The organism is Pseudomonas sp. DSV-1 (assembly GCF_035830915.1).
Lineage (GTDB): Bacteria > Pseudomonadota > Gammaproteobacteria > Pseudomonadales > Pseudomonadaceae > Aquipseudomonas.
The window spans coordinates 3742524-3759971 of record NZ_JAYMYG010000001.1; the positions used below are offsets into that span (position 1 = coordinate 3742524).

Annotated in this window: 18 protein-coding genes; 12 read left to right on the forward strand and 6 right to left on the reverse strand. The window is 59.8% G+C overall.

Features of this window, described 5'->3' with window-relative positions:
• Nucleotides 1-4 precede the first annotated feature (4 nt).
• Both cheR and VSQ83_RS17550 read right to left on the reverse strand, forming a co-directional pair.
• A complete protein-coding gene (cheR, locus tag VSQ83_RS17545) occupies nt 5-832 on the reverse strand; it encodes a protein-glutamate O-methyltransferase CheR (protein ID WP_219262053.1) in 828 nt (275 codons plus the stop codon).
• Nucleotides 833-844: 12 nt separating this feature from the next.
• Nucleotides 845-1807 (reverse strand): chemotaxis protein CheV, encoded by a 963-nt coding sequence (locus tag VSQ83_RS17550; RefSeq protein WP_133077352.1) that lies wholly within the window; start codon nt 1805-1807, stop codon nt 845-847.
• Nucleotides 1808-1885: 78 nt separating this feature from the next.
• Between VSQ83_RS17550 and flgA the strand changes: the two genes are divergently transcribed.
• From flgA to VSQ83_RS17570, 4 genes are all read left to right on the forward strand, one after another.
• On the forward strand, nt 1886-2656 hold the full coding sequence (gene flgA / locus VSQ83_RS17555; protein WP_326427264.1) for a flagellar basal body P-ring formation chaperone FlgA: 771 nt from the start codon (nt 1886-1888) through the stop codon (nt 2654-2656).
• A 151-nt stretch (nt 2657-2807) separates the two neighbouring features.
• Complete coding sequence (gene flgM / locus VSQ83_RS17560) at nt 2808-3134, forward strand: flagellar biosynthesis anti-sigma factor FlgM (RefSeq protein ID WP_326397514.1); 327 nt, start codon at nt 2808-2810, stop codon at nt 3132-3134.
• Between the two features lie 51 nt (nt 3135-3185).
• On the forward strand, nt 3186-3653 hold the full coding sequence (locus VSQ83_RS17565) for a flagella synthesis protein FlgN (protein WP_133077350.1): 468 nt from the start codon (nt 3186-3188) through the stop codon (nt 3651-3653).
• Between the two features lie 96 nt (nt 3654-3749).
• Nucleotides 3750-4490: a flagellar brake protein gene (locus VSQ83_RS17570; RefSeq protein WP_133077349.1), complete on the forward strand. Its 741-nt coding sequence runs from the start codon at nt 3750-3752 to the stop codon at nt 4488-4490.
• Nucleotides 4491-4560: 70 nt separating this feature from the next.
• Here the strand turns inward: VSQ83_RS17570 and VSQ83_RS17575 are convergent, their stop codons facing one another.
• Together VSQ83_RS17575 and VSQ83_RS17580 are read right to left on the reverse strand one after the other, a co-directional pair.
• Nucleotides 4561-5859, reverse strand: a complete 1299-nt coding sequence (locus VSQ83_RS17575; protein ID WP_326427265.1) for an MFS transporter — start codon at nt 5857-5859, stop codon at nt 4561-4563.
• 64 nt (nt 5860-5923) lie between these two features.
• The gene (locus VSQ83_RS17580; protein WP_326427733.1) at nt 5924-7165 is read right to left on the reverse strand and encodes a glutamine synthetase family protein; all 1242 of its coding nucleotides are present in this window, start codon (nt 7163-7165) and stop codon (nt 5924-5926) included.
• Between the two features lie 374 nt (nt 7166-7539).
• On the opposite strand from VSQ83_RS17580, the gene VSQ83_RS17585 reads away from it, so the two are divergent.
• Nucleotides 7540-8838 carry a histidine-type phosphatase gene (locus VSQ83_RS17585; RefSeq protein ID WP_326427266.1) on the forward strand — a complete coding sequence of 433 codons (1299 nt, stop codon included), beginning with the start codon at nt 7540-7542 and terminating at the stop codon, nt 8836-8838.
• On the opposite strand, the gene VSQ83_RS17590 is transcribed toward VSQ83_RS17585, so the two are convergent.
• Together VSQ83_RS17590 and VSQ83_RS17595 are read right to left on the reverse strand one after the other, a co-directional pair.
• Complete coding sequence (locus VSQ83_RS17590) at nt 8793-10070, reverse strand: EAL domain-containing response regulator (protein ID WP_326427267.1); 1278 nt, start codon at nt 10068-10070, stop codon at nt 8793-8795. The two genes, VSQ83_RS17585 and VSQ83_RS17590, sit on opposite strands and share 46 nt — an antisense overlap.
• 121 nt (nt 10071-10191) lie before the next feature.
• Nucleotides 10192-10953: a FadR/GntR family transcriptional regulator gene (locus VSQ83_RS17595; RefSeq protein WP_326427268.1), complete on the reverse strand. Its 762-nt coding sequence runs from the start codon at nt 10951-10953 to the stop codon at nt 10192-10194.
• 241 nt (nt 10954-11194) lie between these two features.
• On the opposite strand from VSQ83_RS17595, the gene VSQ83_RS17600 reads away from it, so the two are divergent.
• The 7 genes from VSQ83_RS17600 (at nt 11195) to fucP (ending at nt 17431) form a co-directional block, all read left to right on the forward strand.
• Complete coding sequence (locus VSQ83_RS17600) at nt 11195-11935, forward strand: SDR family oxidoreductase (RefSeq protein WP_133077343.1); 741 nt, start codon at nt 11195-11197, stop codon at nt 11933-11935.
• Between the two features lie 82 nt (nt 11936-12017).
• Nucleotides 12018-12866, forward strand: coding sequence for a fumarylacetoacetate hydrolase family protein (locus tag VSQ83_RS17605; RefSeq protein WP_326427269.1), 849 nt, complete (start codon nt 12018-12020; stop codon nt 12864-12866).
• A 14-nt stretch (nt 12867-12880) separates the two neighbouring features.
• On the forward strand, nt 12881-14158 hold the full coding sequence (locus VSQ83_RS17610; protein WP_133077341.1) for an L-fuconate dehydratase: 1278 nt from the start codon (nt 12881-12883) through the stop codon (nt 14156-14158).
• Nucleotides 14159-14182: 24 nt separating this feature from the next.
• The gene (locus VSQ83_RS17615) at nt 14183-15028 is read left to right on the forward strand and encodes an amidohydrolase family protein (protein ID WP_326427270.1); all 846 of its coding nucleotides are present in this window, start codon (nt 14183-14185) and stop codon (nt 15026-15028) included.
• On the forward strand, nt 15025-15801 hold the full coding sequence (locus VSQ83_RS17620) for an SDR family oxidoreductase (RefSeq protein WP_219262047.1): 777 nt from the start codon (nt 15025-15027) through the stop codon (nt 15799-15801). Before VSQ83_RS17615 ends, VSQ83_RS17620 begins: the two co-directional genes overlap by 4 nt.
• Nucleotides 15798-16139 carry an L-rhamnose mutarotase gene (locus VSQ83_RS17625; RefSeq protein ID WP_326427271.1) on the forward strand — a complete coding sequence of 114 codons (342 nt, stop codon included), beginning with the start codon at nt 15798-15800 and terminating at the stop codon, nt 16137-16139. Before VSQ83_RS17620 ends, VSQ83_RS17625 begins: the two co-directional genes overlap by 4 nt.
• 56 nt (nt 16140-16195) lie before the next feature.
• Nucleotides 16196-17431: an L-fucose:H+ symporter permease gene (gene fucP / locus VSQ83_RS17630; protein ID WP_133077337.1), complete on the forward strand. Its 1236-nt coding sequence runs from the start codon at nt 16196-16198 to the stop codon at nt 17429-17431.
• The last annotated feature ends 17 nt before the right edge of the window (nt 17432-17448 follow it).

Here is a 17448-nt window from a genome sequence, read left to right on the forward strand (position 1 = left end):
AGGTCTATTTGGCCTGGTAGATGATTCCCGGGCTGCATTGGACCATCTGGTAGTGATCCGGCAAGCCGTTGAGGGCTTCAGAGGCGCCCAAAAACAAATAGCCACCCGGTTTCAAGGTGCTGTGGATACGCAGCAGAATGTCTTTTTTCACTTCTGCCGAGAAGTAGATCAACACGTTGCGGCAAAACACGATGTCGAATTTGCCAAACCCTGCGTAACTGTCCAGCAGGTTGAAGGAGCGGAACTCGACCCGATTCTTGATCGGCGTCTTGAGCACCCAGCGCCCCGGCCCCTTGGGATCGAAATAGCGCTGCAAGCGTTCTGGCGACAGGCCCCGGCCAATCGCAAGGTTGTCGTATTCGCCGGTTTTACAGGTATTGAGCATCTGGGCCGACAGGTCGGTGGCAAAAATCTGCACCCCCGCTTTCAACTGCCCAAGGTTGCTGCGCTCAAACTCGTCAATGGCCATCGACAACGAGTACGGCTCCTGCCCCGAAGAACAGGCCGCCGACCAGATTCGCAAACGCTGGCCAGGACTGGCCTTGATTTGCTCGGGCAGCACCTTGTTCTTCAATACTTCGAAGGGGTAGGTGTCGCGAAACCACAAGGTTTCGTTGGTGGTCATCGCATCGACCACCAGTTCGCGCAGCCCGCTGCGCGGCTGGCTCTGGATACGCTGAATCAGCTCGCCCAGGGACTTGATACCTTGCTGCTCCATCAGCTTGTTAAGCCGGCTGGAGACGAGGTACTGCTTGTTTTCACCCAGCAAAATGCCACAGGCTTTTTCCAGGAAGACCCGGAACTGTTCAAAATCCAAATTAGCCGTCGACAAATGTCCTGCCTCTTAAATCGATTTGACCGCCAGGGGTGAGCCCTGGCTATGGTCTGCTGCTTTTATCCGGTCAACTACCCGGGATGCCAGGTCATCAGGTCGGAACTTGGCCAAAAAGTCATCGGCACCGACCTTTTTCACCATAGCCTGATTGAATACCCCGGATAACGAAGTATGCAGAATGATGTGCAGCTTTTGCATCCGCGGATCGTTACGGATTTCAGCAGTCAGGGTGTAGCCGTCCATTTCCGGCATCTCGATATCCGAGATCATCATCAGAAATTCTTCAGACGGGTCCTTGCCCTCCTCCACCAGCTTGCGCAGGTAGTCCAGCGCCTGACGGCCATCATTCAACGACACCACTTCAACGCCTACCGTTTGCAGGCAACGGGCTACCTGCTTGCGTGCCACCGACGAATCGTCGACGGTCAGCACCCGCAATGACAGTGCCTTGCTCCGGGTTTCGACATCCACTACACCGTGGGTGATGGTTTCAGGTGATGGCGAGACTTCTGCCAGTACCTTCTCGACATCGATGATTTCGACCAGTTGATCGTCCAGCCGGGTGACGGCCGTCAAGTAATGGTCGTTACCCGTGCCCTTGGGCGGCGGATGGATCTCTTCCCAGTTCATGTTCACGATGCGTTCAACCGAGCGAACCAGAAAGCCCTGAGTCTTGGTGTTGTACTCGGTGATGATCACAAACGGGCTGCTTTGATCTTTCAGGGCCCCCGCCCCGGTGGCCATGGCCAGATCGAGAATCGGGATGGTCGCGCCTCGAATGCTCGCCACACCACATACCACGGGATGAGACTTGGGAATCAAGGTCAGCTTCGGGCATTGCAGCACCTCCCTGACCTTGAACACATTGATCCCGTAAAGCTGTGGTCCATCCAGACGAAACAACAACAGCTCCAGGCGATTTTGCCCGACCAGCTGAGTGCGCTGGTTAACCGCATCCATCATCCCGGCCATTCTCAGCTCCTCTTAAAAACTTCAAGTTTCATCACGCACTTCCCGGTAAACGGCACGGGGCTTGCTTTTTTATCGGCCATGAACGCAAAAACGACAATTTCCTGCCACCGGCCCTTCCTCCAGACCCTGCGCCGCAGCTGTCTGAGCGTCCTGGCGGCTGGCACCCTGCTTGGCCTGGGCACTCATACCCAGGCTGATGCGTTTACATCGCCTGATCAGCTTATCGGCGTGACCCAGGGCTTTCTTGAATTCACCGTTGAAGACTACCTGGCAACCAGCCAGACCGAGGGGCGATATCAGATCCAGGTCAACAACCTTGACCCCCGTCTGCGACTGGCTCATTGCGACAAGGAATTGACAGCAACCCTGGAAAGTCCGGCACAACCCATGGGCCGGGTGATCGTGCGCGTGCGCTGCGAAGGGGGCTCGCCCTGGACTATCTTCGTTCCAGCCCAGGTCAAACTGTTCCGTGACGTGGTCATCGTCAATCACCCGCTCAAGCGCGGCATGGTGATCGACTATGCCGATGTCACCTTGCGCGAGCGGGATATCAGCCTGATCAATCAGGGCTACCTGACGGCGACTGAACTGGCAGTGGGTCAAAAGCTGCTGCGGCCCATGATCACCGATCAGGTACTGACCCTCACGCACCTGGAACAGGTTGCCACCGTGCGCAAGGGCGACCATGTGGTCATCAGCGCCCGTAGCGGTACGTTAAGTGTCAAAATGCCCGGCGAAGCCCTGTCAGACGGAGGCCTCAGCGAGCAGATACGAGTCAAGAACCTGAACTCCAAACGTGTGATCCGGGCCCGAGTGACAGCACCCGGTCAAGTTGAGGTGGCATTGTAGGAAAGTTGGCATCAGTCTCCGGACTTTCCTACACTGTGGTTTGACGCAGATCAGTACAGTTCTGTGTGAAGCTATGATTAATCGAGCCTAAAGTTTTTCCGGGTATGGCCGAAAACATGGCAAGCGTCCAAATACCCAGAGGTTTATCGTTATGGTCATCGACTTCAGTCGTCTTGGCAGCGCGCCGCCCTTAACCGGCAGTACGCGCAGCAATGCAAATCAGGAAGCAGGCAGCGCCACGCAAGCGGCCCCGGCTAAAGGCCCTGAGCAAACCAGCGCCAGCGCCCCCAGCGGGGAATCTGTACACCTCAGCCAAGAGGCTCAGCAGTTGCAGAAGATCAGCGACTCGTTGCGTGACCAACCTGTTGTCGACAAAAATCGGGTGGCCGAGCTTAAACAGGCCATCGCCGAGGGCAGCTACAAAGTCGACAGCAACCGGGTCGCCAGCAAACTGCTCAACATGGAAGCCCAGCGCTAGGCCCACATGGCCTGTGCCAGGCTTTTGGACGCTTAACTCCCAGAGCCCGTTATGCACGACGAAAATTTACTGCAACTGATCAATGATGACCTGGCCCCCGCTGAACAACTGCTCGGCCTGCTGCAAGACGAGTCCATTGCCCTGAAAGGCCGCGACATGCAGGTGCTGGAAAACATTCTGGCGCGCAAACAGTCGTTGATCATTTTGCTGGAGCAACATGGCCGCAAGCGCAGCGAGATTCTCGCGGCCCTTGGCCTGGCCACCAACCGCAGCGGCCTCGAAAGCCTTGCCAGCCACTCAAGCGTAGGCGCGCAACTGCTCAGCCAAAGCGATGTGCTGAACCAGTTACTGGCCCAATGCCAGGCTGCGAACCTGCTCAATGGACAGTCGATCCAGACCCAGCAGGCAATCACCGCCAACCAGCTGCGCATTCTTCATGGCGGCGAAGCCCCCTCGTTGTATGACGCCCGCGGCACCACTTCGATGCTCAACAAGCATCGCGCCTACAGCCAGGCTTGAGCCTGCGCATCCGCAGCCTGTAGCGAGACACGCACCATAATGGCAGAATGCCTCTTTTTTGCGTGTCGCTGTATTTTGTCTGGAGATTGATCAACCGTGTTCGACGCCCAAGATGCTCCGCAACCGCCAAAGGTGCTGACTACCCCTTTGGAAATTGCCTCCAACCTGCGGATGCTGCAAGAGAGCCATGACCCGCTGATCATCACTTTCCAGGATCGCACCCAGCGCTTCCAAAGCTATGTGGTGGATATAGACCGTGAGCGCAACACCATGGCGCTGGACGAAATGATCCCCCGTGACGGCGAGCGCTTTCTTGAGGCTGGCATACCGTTTCGGGTTGAGGGTTTCCACGATGGCGTGCGCATTGCCTGGGAGTGCACCACACCGCTGACCCTTGATGACAGCAAGGATCACCGCTGCTATCGCGGTGCGCTACCCCGCGAAGTGGTTTACCACCAGCGGCGCAACGCCTTTCGTGCGGCCCTGCGGCTGGCCAATCTGGTCAGCGTGGAGGTCGCGGGTGAAAAACTCAAAACCCCGATCAAAGGCAAGTTGCTGGACGTTTCTGCAACGGGCTGCAAATTGCGTTTTGAGGGTGATATCGGCCAGGGCATGCAACTGGGTCAGGTGTATGAGCGCTTCAGCGCCGACCTGCCGTTTGGCCTGATGTCCACCCCGGTCGAGTTGCGTTACCTGCACTTTGAAGAGCGGCTGAACATTACCTTTGCCGGCATGCGCTTTCACAACATCAGCGGCGCCGTACAGCGTCAGGTCGAACGTTTTGTGTATCAACTGCAACGCGAAGCGCGCCAGTTTGATAAAGACGACGATTACTGAACGTGAGTAAACCCTGCACATCCTGTGGGAGCTGCCTTCGCGAGCAAGCCCGCTCCCACAGGGAAAGTGTCTAGGGCTTGGGTTCCGGTTCCGGTTCCGGCTCCACGTTATCCACCATCTGCTCCTGCACCACCTGCTCATCCACCCGCGGGTCAAGCGCCGCTACCAGCGGTGAACTGGACATGCTGTCAGGCATTGCCACGTGATGCAGCGGCGCATCATCGACCTGGTGCAGGTTGGTCACTGCATTCGGGCGAATTCGCCACACCAGGATCAAACCCGCCACGCTGAAAAAGGCGTAGAGCATGTGGCTGCCAAGCACCTTCATCAGAACCCCCGCCACCAGCGGTCCCACACTCGCCCCAATGCCGTAGGTCACCAGTAACATGGCGGTCAGCGACACTCGACGCTCCGGCTCAATGTGGTCATTGGCAAATGCCACGGCCAGCGGATAGATGCAAAACTGCATCAACGCCGCCATGCCACCGGCCACAAACAGCACCTCCAGCGGTACCGACGGCAGGATCGCCAGCGGCAATGCGGCCAGCGCCAGCAAGAAGGCGAAGATGCGGATCAGCAACGGCCGGTCATAGCGGTCGGACAACCAGCCCAATGGCCACTGCACCAGCAACCCGGCAAAAATACAGCTACCCATGTACAGACCGACCAGCTCGGTCGACAGCCCCTGCTGCGAGGCATAAAGCGGCGCCAGACCGTAGAACGAACCCACCAGCAGGCCCGCGCCCATCACCGCGATCAACGACTGGGGTACACGCTTGATAAAAAACTTGGGGTCCATCGGTGCGGGGTGCAGGGGCGCCGGGTGAATACGTCGGGTCATGGCCACGGGCACCAGGCACAGGGCAAAGCACAACGCCACAACCATCAGCAACTCGAGCCCCAGGGCCGGATGGATCACCAGGATCAATTGGCCGAGCACCAGGCCCAGATAGGAAGCGATCATGTACAGGCTGAACACCACGCCTCGCTGCTTGGCATCGGCCTGCTCATTGAGCCAGCTTTCGATGACCATGTACTGGCACATCATGCCCAGACCGACGATCACCCGCAGCAGCAACCATACCGGCAACCAGTCCGTCAGCCCGTGACACAGCACCGCCGCACCGACAATACCGGCGCAGGTGGCGTAGGCACGGATATGCCCGACCCGGGCAATCAGCCGGTGGCCGATCTTGCCGCCCAGGACCAGGCCAAAATAGTTGGCCGCCATCAACGCGCCGACCCACAGGCCGTCAACGTTGTCGGCCGCCAGGCGCAGCGCCAGATAGGTACTCAAGAGGCCAGAGCCGATCAACATCATCAGCGAGGCAAAGTACAACGCTCGAAAAGACTTCCAGATTTGGTGCATTGGCTTTCCGTGCGGCTCCTTGTATCTGCAGCCGGGCAAGGCCCGGTGCCACAGATTTAAACAGTTAAGCCTGAGCCGCCAGAACGCGACGCTCCCAGGGAGTTATTTCGTCATGGAAGCTGGTAAGTTCCAGCGTCTTGGACGCAACGTAACCTTCGATGAACTCCACCCCGAACAGTTCAATCGCCAACTGACTGCGCTTGAGGCGATCAAGGGCTGCATGCAAGGTACAGGGCAATGACAGCGCCGGGGGCACTTCGAATTCGCCCTGAATCGCAGCGCTCGGTTCCAGCTCATGCTCAATGCCATATAACCCTGCCGCAAGGCTGGCGGCAATGGCCAGATACGGATTGGCGTCAGCGCCCGGCAAACGGTTTTCAACCCGCCGCGCCACGGGTGAGCTGGCCGGGATCCGAAGGCCTGCAGCACGGTTATCGTGGGACCAGCACGCATTGTTCGGCGAGGCATAGGGGTGGAACAGACGCTGATAGGAATTGACGTTGGGCGCAAACAGCGCCGTGAAGTCAGCCATGCCTGCCTGCTGCCCACCGATAAAGTGGCGAAAGGCGGCCGTCGACTGCCCCGCCTCGTCGCTGAACACATTACGACCGCTGCCCAGCTCCACCACGCTCTGGTGAATGTGCATCGAGCTGCCGGCGGTGTGGGCCAGTGGCTTGGCCATGCACACAACGGTCAGTCCATGCTTGAGGGCGACTTCCTTGAGTAAATGCTTAAACAAAAACGTCTGGTCGGCGAGCAGCAGCGGATCCCCGTGCAGCAGGTTTATTTCAAACTGACTGACGCCCATCTCGTGCATAAAGGTGTCGCGCGGCAAGCCCAGTGCCGCCATGCATGCGTAGACCTCGCTGAAAAAAGGCCGCAAGCCGTTATTGGAGCTGATGCTGAACGCAGAAAAACCTTCTTCAGGACGACCATCGAGCCCCACAGGCGGACGGAATGGCTGAGTCGGATCGGTGTTGGGCGCAAACACAAAGAACTCAAGCTCAGTCGCCACCACCGGCGCCAGACCGCGGGCCGCGTAACGGGCAATAACCGCCTTCAACTGACCTCGCGTCGACAACGCCGAGCTTTCACCGCTGAACTCATCGGCGTCACAAATGGCCAGGGCACGGGGCTGCTGACTCCAGGGCAAGCGATGGAGTTGGGCAAGGTCTGGCACCAGGGCCAGGTCGCCATCGTCGCTGCCATAGAAACGCGACTCGGGGTAGCCGCCCATGATGCATTGCAACAGCACGCCACGGGCCATCTGCAAGCGCCGACCTTCGAGAAATCCCGCAGCGGTCATCACCTTGCCACGGGGTACGCCATTGAGATCGGGCGTGACGCACTCAACCTCATCAATACCCGCCAATCGCTGTGCGAGTGAGCCCTGGCCATCGCTCGTCATGACACGTTCCTTGTTGTGCAGGCCACTGAGGGCAATGGGTACAAAATACGCACCTGCTCCAGATTTGTGTAGTCGCTGATGATGGACCGTATCGGCATTGTGGGAGCGGGCTTGCTCGCGATTCAGGCGGCGCGGTCCACCAGGTACACCGCGTCGATACTATCGCGAGCAAGCCCGCTCCCACAGAGCCAATACGCCAGGTTGTGCGGTGTTTACCCGATAACTGTCTAAGCTCTTTGCCCACCGTGTCAGGAAGACCAAAAGGAAAAACGATGAAGCCGTTGCCCCCTCTTTTTACCAGCCTGCTGCTGGCCAGCCTGCTCAGCCCTGCAGCCTTCGCCCAAACCCCCACAAGCGATGGCTATGTGCTGGATAAAGTCGTGCAAGTCAGCCGTCATGGCGTGCGACCTCCCACCCAATCCAATGAAAAACTGCTGACCTCCGTCACTCAGCGCCAATGGCCAACCTGGCTTGTGCCCTTGGGCAACTTGACCGGCCACGGCTATACCGGTGCTGTCGAAATGGGCCGCTACCGCGGGGAGGTACTGCGCACCGCCGGACTGATCCCCAAGGGTTGCCCGGATGCCAGCCAGTTGCTGGTACACGCCAGCCCCCTGCAGCGCACCAAGGCCACCGCACAGGCCCTGCTCGATGGCATGTTCCCCGGCTGCGGGCTGCAACCGACCTATGTCAGCGGCAATCAGGACGCCTTGTTCCAGGCCAATGAAATGCCCTTTGCCGCCCTTGACCCGGTGAAAGCCAAAGCCGAAATCCTCAAAGCCTTGGGTGGCAGCGTCGAAGCGGCACAGGCGCGCTACCAACCCTTTGAAGAAAAACTCAGGGAAGTCGCCTGCCTGCCCGGGGCTGACTGCCCCTATGGCAAACAAGCCTGGACCCTTGAACAAAACGCCAAGGGCCGCTTCTCGATCAAGGGCCTGAGCGCGGGCGCCAACATGGGCGAAGTGTTCCGCCTGGAATACAGCCAGGGCTTGCCACTGGATAAAGTCGCGTTCGGCAACGGTCGTACCGCAGCCCAAGTGTCCAGCCTGATGGTGCTGACCAAAGCCAAGTACGACTACCTCAATGACATCCCTTATATCGCCAGTCGCGGTGCGTCAGAGCTGATGAACCAGATTTCGCTGGAACTCAAGCAAGGCACCCCGCTGGCCCAAAAAGACGGGCAAAGCATCCCGCCTGATGTGCCGCTGATGCTGCTCGTGGCCCACGACACCAATATCGCCTACCTGCGCACCATGCTCGGCTTCGGCTGGAAGCTGGGGGACTACATCGAGAACAATATCCCGCCCGTCGGTACGCTGCAGTTTGAACGCTACAAGGAAGTCAAAACCGGCGAGTACTTTCTGCGCATTGCCTTTGAGGCGCAGTCAATGGATCAGATCCGCAACCTGACGCAGCTGACCGGCGCCCAAAAACCGCTCAAGCGTGATTTCAACAGCGCCGGGGACTGCCGTAAAACCAGCGTCGGCCTGCTTTGCCCGCTCAAGGATGCGATGGCCACCGTGGATCAGAACATCGACCCGACTGCACTGACGCCGTACTCATTCGAGTGATCCGGCGCCGTTGAAACCTCAGCGCCAGGACTGGCTTCACGTTGTTGCAACCAGTGCAGCAAGTCCTGTCCGCTCATGGGTCGTGCAAACCAGTAGCCCTGCCCTTCAACGCACCCCATTGTCAGCAAACGCTGAAACTGGGCCTCGGTTTCGATCCCTTCAATGACCACCGACATGCCCAGGGTTTTACCCAGGGCCAGGGTGTTGGCGATCACCGCTTCGCAGCGCGGTTCATGCTCCAGGTGGCGAACAAACCCGGCGTCGAGCTTGATTTCATTAAATGGCAACTGACACAGCCGTTGCAGCGAGGAAAACCCGGTTCCAAAGTCGTCGATCGATAACCGGCAGCCCATCATTCGCAGGCGTACCAGGTTCTCCAGGCTGGCGGCCGGCGCTTGCAGCAGTCCGTTCTCGGTCAGTTCGAAGGTCAGTTCGAAGGTCAGCCTGGAGCCTGGCGTCACATGCCGGGTCAGGATGCCCTTGAGGGTGTAAGTCAGCTGGTTATTGGCCAATTGCGCGGTTTGCAGGTTGAACGCCATGTTCAAGGGAAAGCCCTGAATCCTGGCTTGCTCTTGCAGTCTCAACGCCTGATCCAGTTGGGCAAACAACATGTCGTCCATCAACCCGCAGCGCTCCAGCACCGGGATAAACATGGCCGGGGGCAGCACCCCTTTACTCGGGTGCTGCCAGCGACACAGCACCTCAACACCACACACCTCGCCGGTCTGCAGGTTGAACTTGGGTTGGTACCAGGCCTGCAGTTGCTGCAGGGCCAGGGCCTGGCGCACCTCGTCTTCACAGGCCAGTTGCACCTTACTGCCGGGCGTTTTCTCGGTGGTGCAGGCGCCCTGATACTTTGCCAGCAGAGGCCCAAGCACTTCGGCGTGCAGCGGCTTGCCGACATCACCCAGCAACTCCAACCCCAAAAGGGTAACGATCTGACGCGCCGTGCGGCGCAAGTCAGCCGACAGGGCACTGCTGATGATGATGGCTTTGACTTGCCCCGACTTGCCCACCCGGCGCAAAAAGGCCAGACCGTCCATGCCTTCCATCTGCAAATCGCAGACGGCGATATCCACCGCACCTGCCTGCTCAAGAACCGCCAGCGCCTCACTGCCATCACTGGCCTCAAACACTTCATGACAGCCCAGCGAGCGAAACAGGCTCACCGCTACGGCGCGCTGGAAGTCGTCATCTTCCAAAATCAGGATACGCAGTGAATGACCAGACATCAGGTTGACCCATCGAAAAACGGTGTAGGTCAATTGTCCCGGAGACAACAGGATAGTTACCTAGGAAATTTCCCCTTAAGCGTAGGAATTATCCCAAGCCGACCCGGCTGTCGATTGAGCGTCAGCGAGCACTGCGGGTGAAGATGCGGATCACCTCATCCAGGTGCTCGGCCATGGCCTGACGCGCAGCGTCCGGGTCGTGCTGCTCCAGCGCTTGCAGCACGCGCCGGTGTTCATTTTCCGAACGATGAATCATGTCGTCCGGGGTGTAATGGCTTTGCAAACGCTGGAACATGCTGCCGTAACGGTGCCCCAGCAAATGCTGGATCATCAGCGCATAGGCCGGGTTGTCCGAGGCCTGGGCGATGCGGATATGGAACAGGCGGTCGCCCGGGTGGGTATGGGAGTCTTCGCGATTGTCCTGCACGTTGCGTTCGAACGCCTCGCGGATGCCCGCCAATTCTTCGTCACTGGCATTCACCGCCGCCAGTGCAGCGGCCTCGGGCTCGATCAGGCGCCGGGCCTGAAGCAAGGCGAACGGCGGGATTTCAGCGCTGAAATCAACTTCGATGCCCAGTTCGGGGTCCAGTTCTTTCCACTGATTGCGGGTGGCCTGGGCCATCACCGGCTCATCGGACACCGCCTGCACCGGAGGCTCACAGACCAGCACTCCGTTACCCACGCGCACATCCACCAGGCCGATGACTTCCAGCGCAATCATCGCCTCGCGCACCGAAGCGCGACTCACGCCCAGCAACTTGGCCAACTCCCGCTCAGCCGGCAAGCGGCTGCCCGGCGGAAATTCACCGCTGTCGATCAAGGCCCGTAGCTGATCAGCGATTTGCCGATAAAGCCTTTGATTATCAATAACTTGAAATGGCATCAGGAAATAAGCTCTGGTAAGGACAGCCTTCGACAAGCTCGTTTGGCAAAAAAAGGCGCTTGTTGAAGCTTGAGGTGCATGCTACAAAAGGACCAATGGCCTGACCATTGGACGGATAACGTAAAGCGATCATAGCAAACCTTATCCACACACTTGCGTCGTTTTGCCATTTGTTACGCCTGCAATGGCCTGACCATTAGGCCTATAACTACAAAAACAACAACATCGCAATGGAGCACCCATGGATCTTTCCGGCAAACGCGTGCTGATCACTGCGGCCGCTCAGGGTATTGGCCAGGCCAGTGTCCAGGCGTATCTCGCCGCTGGCGCCGAAGTCTTCGCCGCCGACATCAATGCCGCCGCCCTCGACGCCCTTGAAGGCGCGCACACTCATCTTCTGGACGTCACCGACGCCGCTGCCATCGAGCGCCTGGCCAAAACACTTGGCCCGCTGGATGTGCTGTTCAACTGCGCGGGCGTGGTTCACAGCGGCAATATTCTGGAATGCAGCGAAAAGGACTGGAGCTTCGCCCTGGACCTCAACGTGACCGCCATGTACCGCATGATCCGCGCTTTCTTGCCGGGCATGCTGGGCAACGGCGGCGGTTCGATCATCAACATGGCCTCGGTGGCCTCCAGCGTCAAAGGCGTGCCCAACCGCTTTGCCTACTGCGCCAGCAAAGGCGCGGTCATTGGCCTGACCCGTTCAGTGGCGGCTGATTTTGTGAGCCAGAACATCCGTTGCAACGCCATCTGCCCCGGCACCGTCGACTCCCCTTCCCTGCGCCAGCGCATCAGCGAACAGGCTCTGCGCGAAGGCCGCAGTGTCGACGAGGTGTACGCCGCCTTTGCTGCGCGCCAGCCCATGGGCCGCATCGGCACCGCCGAAGAAATCGCCCAGTTGGCGCTGTACCTGGGATCGAGTGCCAGCGGCTTCACCACCGGCACGGCACAAATCATTGATGGCGGCTGGAGCAACTGACGCCATAGCTTTTGACTTTGCTCTCGTGGGAGCGGGCTTGCTCGCTTCCACAGGGCCCTGCCCCTTCCAAAAAGGATTGTTTATGAAACTGCTGCGCTACGGTAACAAAGGTCAGGAACGCCCTGCCCTGCTCGACAACAACGGTCAACTGCGCGACTTGTCCGCAGTGGTCGCAGACATCGCAGGCCAAACCCTGAGCCCCGAAAGCATTGCCCGCCTGCAAGATATCGACCCCTCGACCCTGCCACTGGTTGAGGGCTCCCCACGTATCGGCGCCTGCGTTGGTCAGGTCGGCAAATTTATCTGCATCGGCCTCAACTACGCCGACCATGCTGCCGAAACCGGCGCCGCCATCCCCGCCGAGCCTGTGGTGTTCAGCAAATGGACCAGCGCCATTGTCGGCCCCAACGACAACGTTGAAATCCCGCGCAACTCGCGCAAAACCGACTGGGAAGTCGAACTGGGCGTGGTCATCGGCAAAGGCGGTCGCTACATCAGCGAAAGCGATGCCCTTGAGCATGTGGCTGGATATTGCGTGATCAACGACGTGTCCGAGCGTGAGTTCCAGCTGGAGCTGGGCGGCACCTGGGACAAAGGCAAGGGCTGCGACACCTTCGGCCCGCTTGGGCCGTGGCTGGTGACCCGTGATGAAATCGCCGACCCGCACCAGCTCGACCTGTGGCTGGAAGTGGACGGCAAGCGCTACCAGAACGGCAACACGCGGACGATGATTTTCCAGATCCCGAAAATCATCAGCTACCTCAGCCAGTTCATGAGCCTGCAACCGGGCGACGTGATTTCCACCGGCACCCCGCCAGGTGTCGGCCTGGGCATCAAGCCCGAACCCGTGTACCTGCGCGCAGGCCAGACCATGCGCCTGGGTATCAGCGGGCTGGGCGAACAACAGCAACGCACCGTGAATGCCGACTGACAGGGAGCTGCACCATGACCACGATTACTGCCGTACGGGTTGAAGACATCCGCTTCCCCACCTCGCAATCGCTCGACGGTTCTGACGCGATGAACCCGGACCCGGACTACTCGGCGGCCTATGTCATCCTCGAAACCGACACCCCGGGCCTTGAAGGCCATGGCCTGACCTTCACCATCGGCCGTGGCAATGAAATCTGCTGCGCCTCGATCAAGGCCCTGTCCAGCCTGCTGGTGGGGTTGAAGCTGGAATGGATCGCCGAAGACATGGGCCGCTTCTGGCGCCACGTCACCAGCGATAGCCAACTGCGCTGGATCGGCCCGGACAAGGGCGCCATTCACCTGGCCACTGGCGCGGTGGTCAATGCCGCCTGGGACCTGTGGGCCAAGGCAGAAGGCAAACCCGTGTGGCGCCTGGTGGCCGACATGAGCCCCGAAGAACTGGTGCGCTGCATTGATTTTCGCTACATCACCGACTGCATAACCCCGGCACAAGCCCTCACGTTGTTGCGCGAACGCGCCCAGGGCAAGGCCGAGCGCCTGGCTTCGCTCGAAGCTGACGGCTACCCCTGCTACACCACCTCGGCCGGGTGGCTCGGTTATGCCGATGACAAACTGCGCAGGCTGTGCCAGGAGGCGGTGGATGCAGGCTTCAGCCACGTCAAACTGAAGGTCGGCCATGACCTGCAGGACGACATCCGCCGCGTGCGTATCGCACGCGAGGTGTTGGGGCCGGATCGCCAGTTGATGATCGACGCCAATCAGGTATGGGAAGTGGACGAGGCCATTGACTGGGTGCGCGAGCTGTCATTTGCCAACCCGTGGTTTATCGAAGAACCCACCAGCCCGGACGACGTGGAAGGTCATCGCAAGATCCGCCTGGGCGTTACCCCGGTCAAGGTCGCAACCGGTGAGATGTGCCAGAACCGTATCGTGTTCAAGCAACTGATCATGCGCGAAGCCATTGATGTGGTGCAGATCGACGCCTGCCGTCTCGGCGGGGTCAATGAAGTGCTGGCCGTGATGCTGATGGCCGCCAAATACAACCTGCCCGTGTGCCCCCATGCGGGTGGCGTAGGTTTGTGCGAGTACGTGCAGCACCTGTCGATGATCGATTACCTGTGCATCGCCGGGACTCACGAAGGCCGGGTGGTGGAGTTTGTCGACCATCTGCATGAGCACTTTGAAGACCCGTGCGTGATTCGCAACGCGGCCTATATGCCACCCCAGGCGCCGGGCTTCTCGATCCAGATGAAAGCAGCGTCCCGCGAGCAGTATCGGTACCGGGGCTGAACCCACGGGCGGAGCACAATAATAATGTCGTCCTCACACTCACTACGGCTCGATGCCCACCAGCACTTCTGGCGCTATGACCCGGCCAGCTATCCCTGGATAGGTCACGGCATGGACGCTTTGCGCCGCAACTTTGAGCCTGAAGACCTGCGCCCGCTGCTGGATGCGGCCGGGCTTGACGGCTGCATTGCCGTGCAGGCCCGGGCCTGTACCGGCGAAACCGATCAATTGTTGCTGTTGGCTGAGCGTTACCCGTGGATTCGCGCCGTGGTGGGTTGGGTCGACCTGTGCGCGGGGGATCTTGAACAGTCCCTGGAGCGCTGGGCGCAGGCACCGGCATTGCGTGGTTTTCGGCATCAACTGCAAGACGAAGACTCACCGGCCGGGTTCATGCAGAACCCGGCGTTCAACCGGGGGCTGAGCACCTTGCAGCGCCAGGGCCTGGTCTATGAAGTGCTGATCAAGGCCCAGGATCTGGGGGCTGCAACGGCACTGTGCCGACAACACGATCAGCATCATCTGGTGCTCGACCACCTGGGCAAACCCGATGTGCAGGCCAACCATTTAAAGGCCTGGGCCAAACAGCTCGCGCCGCTGGCTGCCTTGCCCCACGTCAGTTGCAAGCTGTCGGGGCTGATCACCGAAGCCCATTGGCAAGACTGGCACAGCGGGCAACTGACGCCTTATTTGCACACCGCACTGGAACTGTTCGGCCCCGACCGCTTGATGTTCGGCTCCGACTGGCCGGTGTGCCTGCTGGCCAGCGAATACGCACACACCTGCGACGTGCTCGCCAGCGTGTCGCAAGACGCGGCCATTTGGGGTGGCACGGCGTGCCGCGTCTACAACATAGAGGGATCGACTCCATGAATCTGTATCTGCAAGACAAGGTTTTTATCGTCACTGGCGGCGGTTCGGGGATTGGCGCGGCCATCTCCCTGGGGCTGGCCGACGAAGGCGCGATACCGGTGATTTTCGGTCACAGCCCACTGTCCGATGAACTGGCACGGCAACTGGATCTACGCGGCACGCCGAGCCTGTTCATCCAGGTCGAACTGCGTGACGAAGACGCCTGCCGCGCAGCGGTCGCGACGGTGCTGCAACGCTTTGGACGCATCGACGGGCTGGTCAACAACGCCGGGGTCAACGACAGTGTGGGCCTTGAGGCCGGGCGCTCGGCCTTTGTCGATTCCCTGGAAAAGAACCTCATCCATTACTACGTGATGACCCACTTGTGCGTGGACGCGCTCAAGGCCACTCGCGGGGCCATCGTCAACATCAGCTCCAAGACGGCCCTCACCGGGCAAGGCGGCACCAGCGGTTATACCGCGGCCAAGGGCGCGCAACTGTCGTTGACCCGCGAATGGGCCACTTCGTTGCTGGCCGACGGGATTCGGGTCAATGCGGTGATCCCGGCAGAAGTCATGACCCCACTGTATGAGCGCTGGATCGACACGTTCGCCGACCCGAAGGCCAAGCTTTCGAGCATCGTCGAAAAAATCCCCTTCGGCCAACGCATGACCACGGCCTCGGAGATCGCCGACAGCGTGCTGTTTCTGCTGTCCTCGCGTGCCTCCCACACCACCGGGCAATGGCTGGTGGTGGACGGTGGCTACACCCACCTGGACCGGGCGCTGACATGACTCGCCAGTGCCTGGCGCTGGACCTCAAGGACGACCCGGCATTGATCGCCGAGTACGAGCGCCTGCACCGGCACATCTGGCCGCAGATCAGCGCCCACCTGCGCCAGCACGGCGTGCTGGACATGCAGATCTGGCGCCTGGGCACCCGGTTGTTCATGGTCATGGACACCGCCCCCGGCTTCAGCACTGAAGCTTTTGAACGGGCCAGCGCCAGCGACCCCAGGGTGCAGGAATGGGAGGCACTGATGTGGTGCTTCCAACAGCCCACACCCTGGACCTTGCCCCATGAAAAATGGGCGCCAATGAGCCGGATATTCAGTTTGAAGCACTCATCCTGACCCGCTTCCACACAGAACCATGCAAGTCGCACACAACAATAAAAAGGAGATGCGTCATGTCACTCAAGCACTCGAACGTCGCAGAGCCGTCCTTTACCCGGGCGGTTACGTCCTATCGCTGGGCACTGATTCTGGTGACCTGCCTGTTTTTCCTGTGGGGGCTGTCCTATGGCCTGCTCGATGTACTGAACAAACACTTTCAGGAAACCCTGCACGTCAGCAAGGCCCAGTCGGGCCTGCTGCAAAGCGCGTACTTCGGGGCGTACTTTCTGATCGCCCTGCCTGCCGGCTTCATCATGGACCGATACGGCTACAAGGCCGGTATTTTGCTGGGCCTGTGCCTCTACGCCACCGGCGCCCTGCTGTTCATGCCAGCCGCTGCCGCACAGAGCTTTCAGTTCTTTCTGTTCGCCTTGTTTGTAATCGCCTGCGGCCTGGGTTGCCTGGAAACCGCCGCCAACCCGTATGCCACGGTATTGGGTGAGCCCGCCGGTGCCGAGCGACGCTTGAACCTGGCACAGTCATTCAACGGCCTGGGGCAGTTCTTCGGACCGTTGATTGGCGGCGCACTGTTCTTCAGTGGCGCCAACAGCACCGACACCACCCAATCGCTGCAAATGACCTACCTGGTGATTGCCGCACTGGTGTTGCTGGTGGCGGTGCTGATCGCCCGCACCCCGTTGCCCGACCTGCGCGAGCAGGAAGTGCAAGCCGGGCAGCACGACCACAAAACCCTGTGGCAGCACCGCGAGTTCGTCACAGGGGTGATCACCCAGTTTTTCTATGTGGGCGCCCAGGTCGGCGTGGGTGCTTTTTTCATCAACTACGTCACCGAACACTGGGCACACATGAGCAGCCAGCAAGCCGCGTATTTGCTCTCGGTGGCGATGCTCAGCTTCATGTTTGGCAGGTTCTTCAGCACCTGGCTGATGGGCCGCGTCAACGCCCAGCGTCTGCTGCTGATCTACGCATTGATCAACGTCGGGCTGTGCGCGGTGGTGGTGACGGGGATTGAAGGCCTGTCGGTGGTGGCGCTGGTGGCGACGTTCTTCTTCATGTCGATCATGTTCCCGACGCTGTTTGCCATGGGCGTGAAAAACCTCGGGCCGCATACCAAGCGCGGCAGCTCATTCATGATCATGGCCATTGTCGGCGGCGCGCTGCTGCCCTACGTGATGGGCCTGGTGGCCGACCACACCTCCACGGCCGTGGCCTACCTGCTGCCGATGGGTTGCTTTGTGATCGTTGCGGCTTATGCCCGTGGCGCTCTCAGAGGCAAGCCAGCCCTTTAAATGCCGTTGTACTCCAC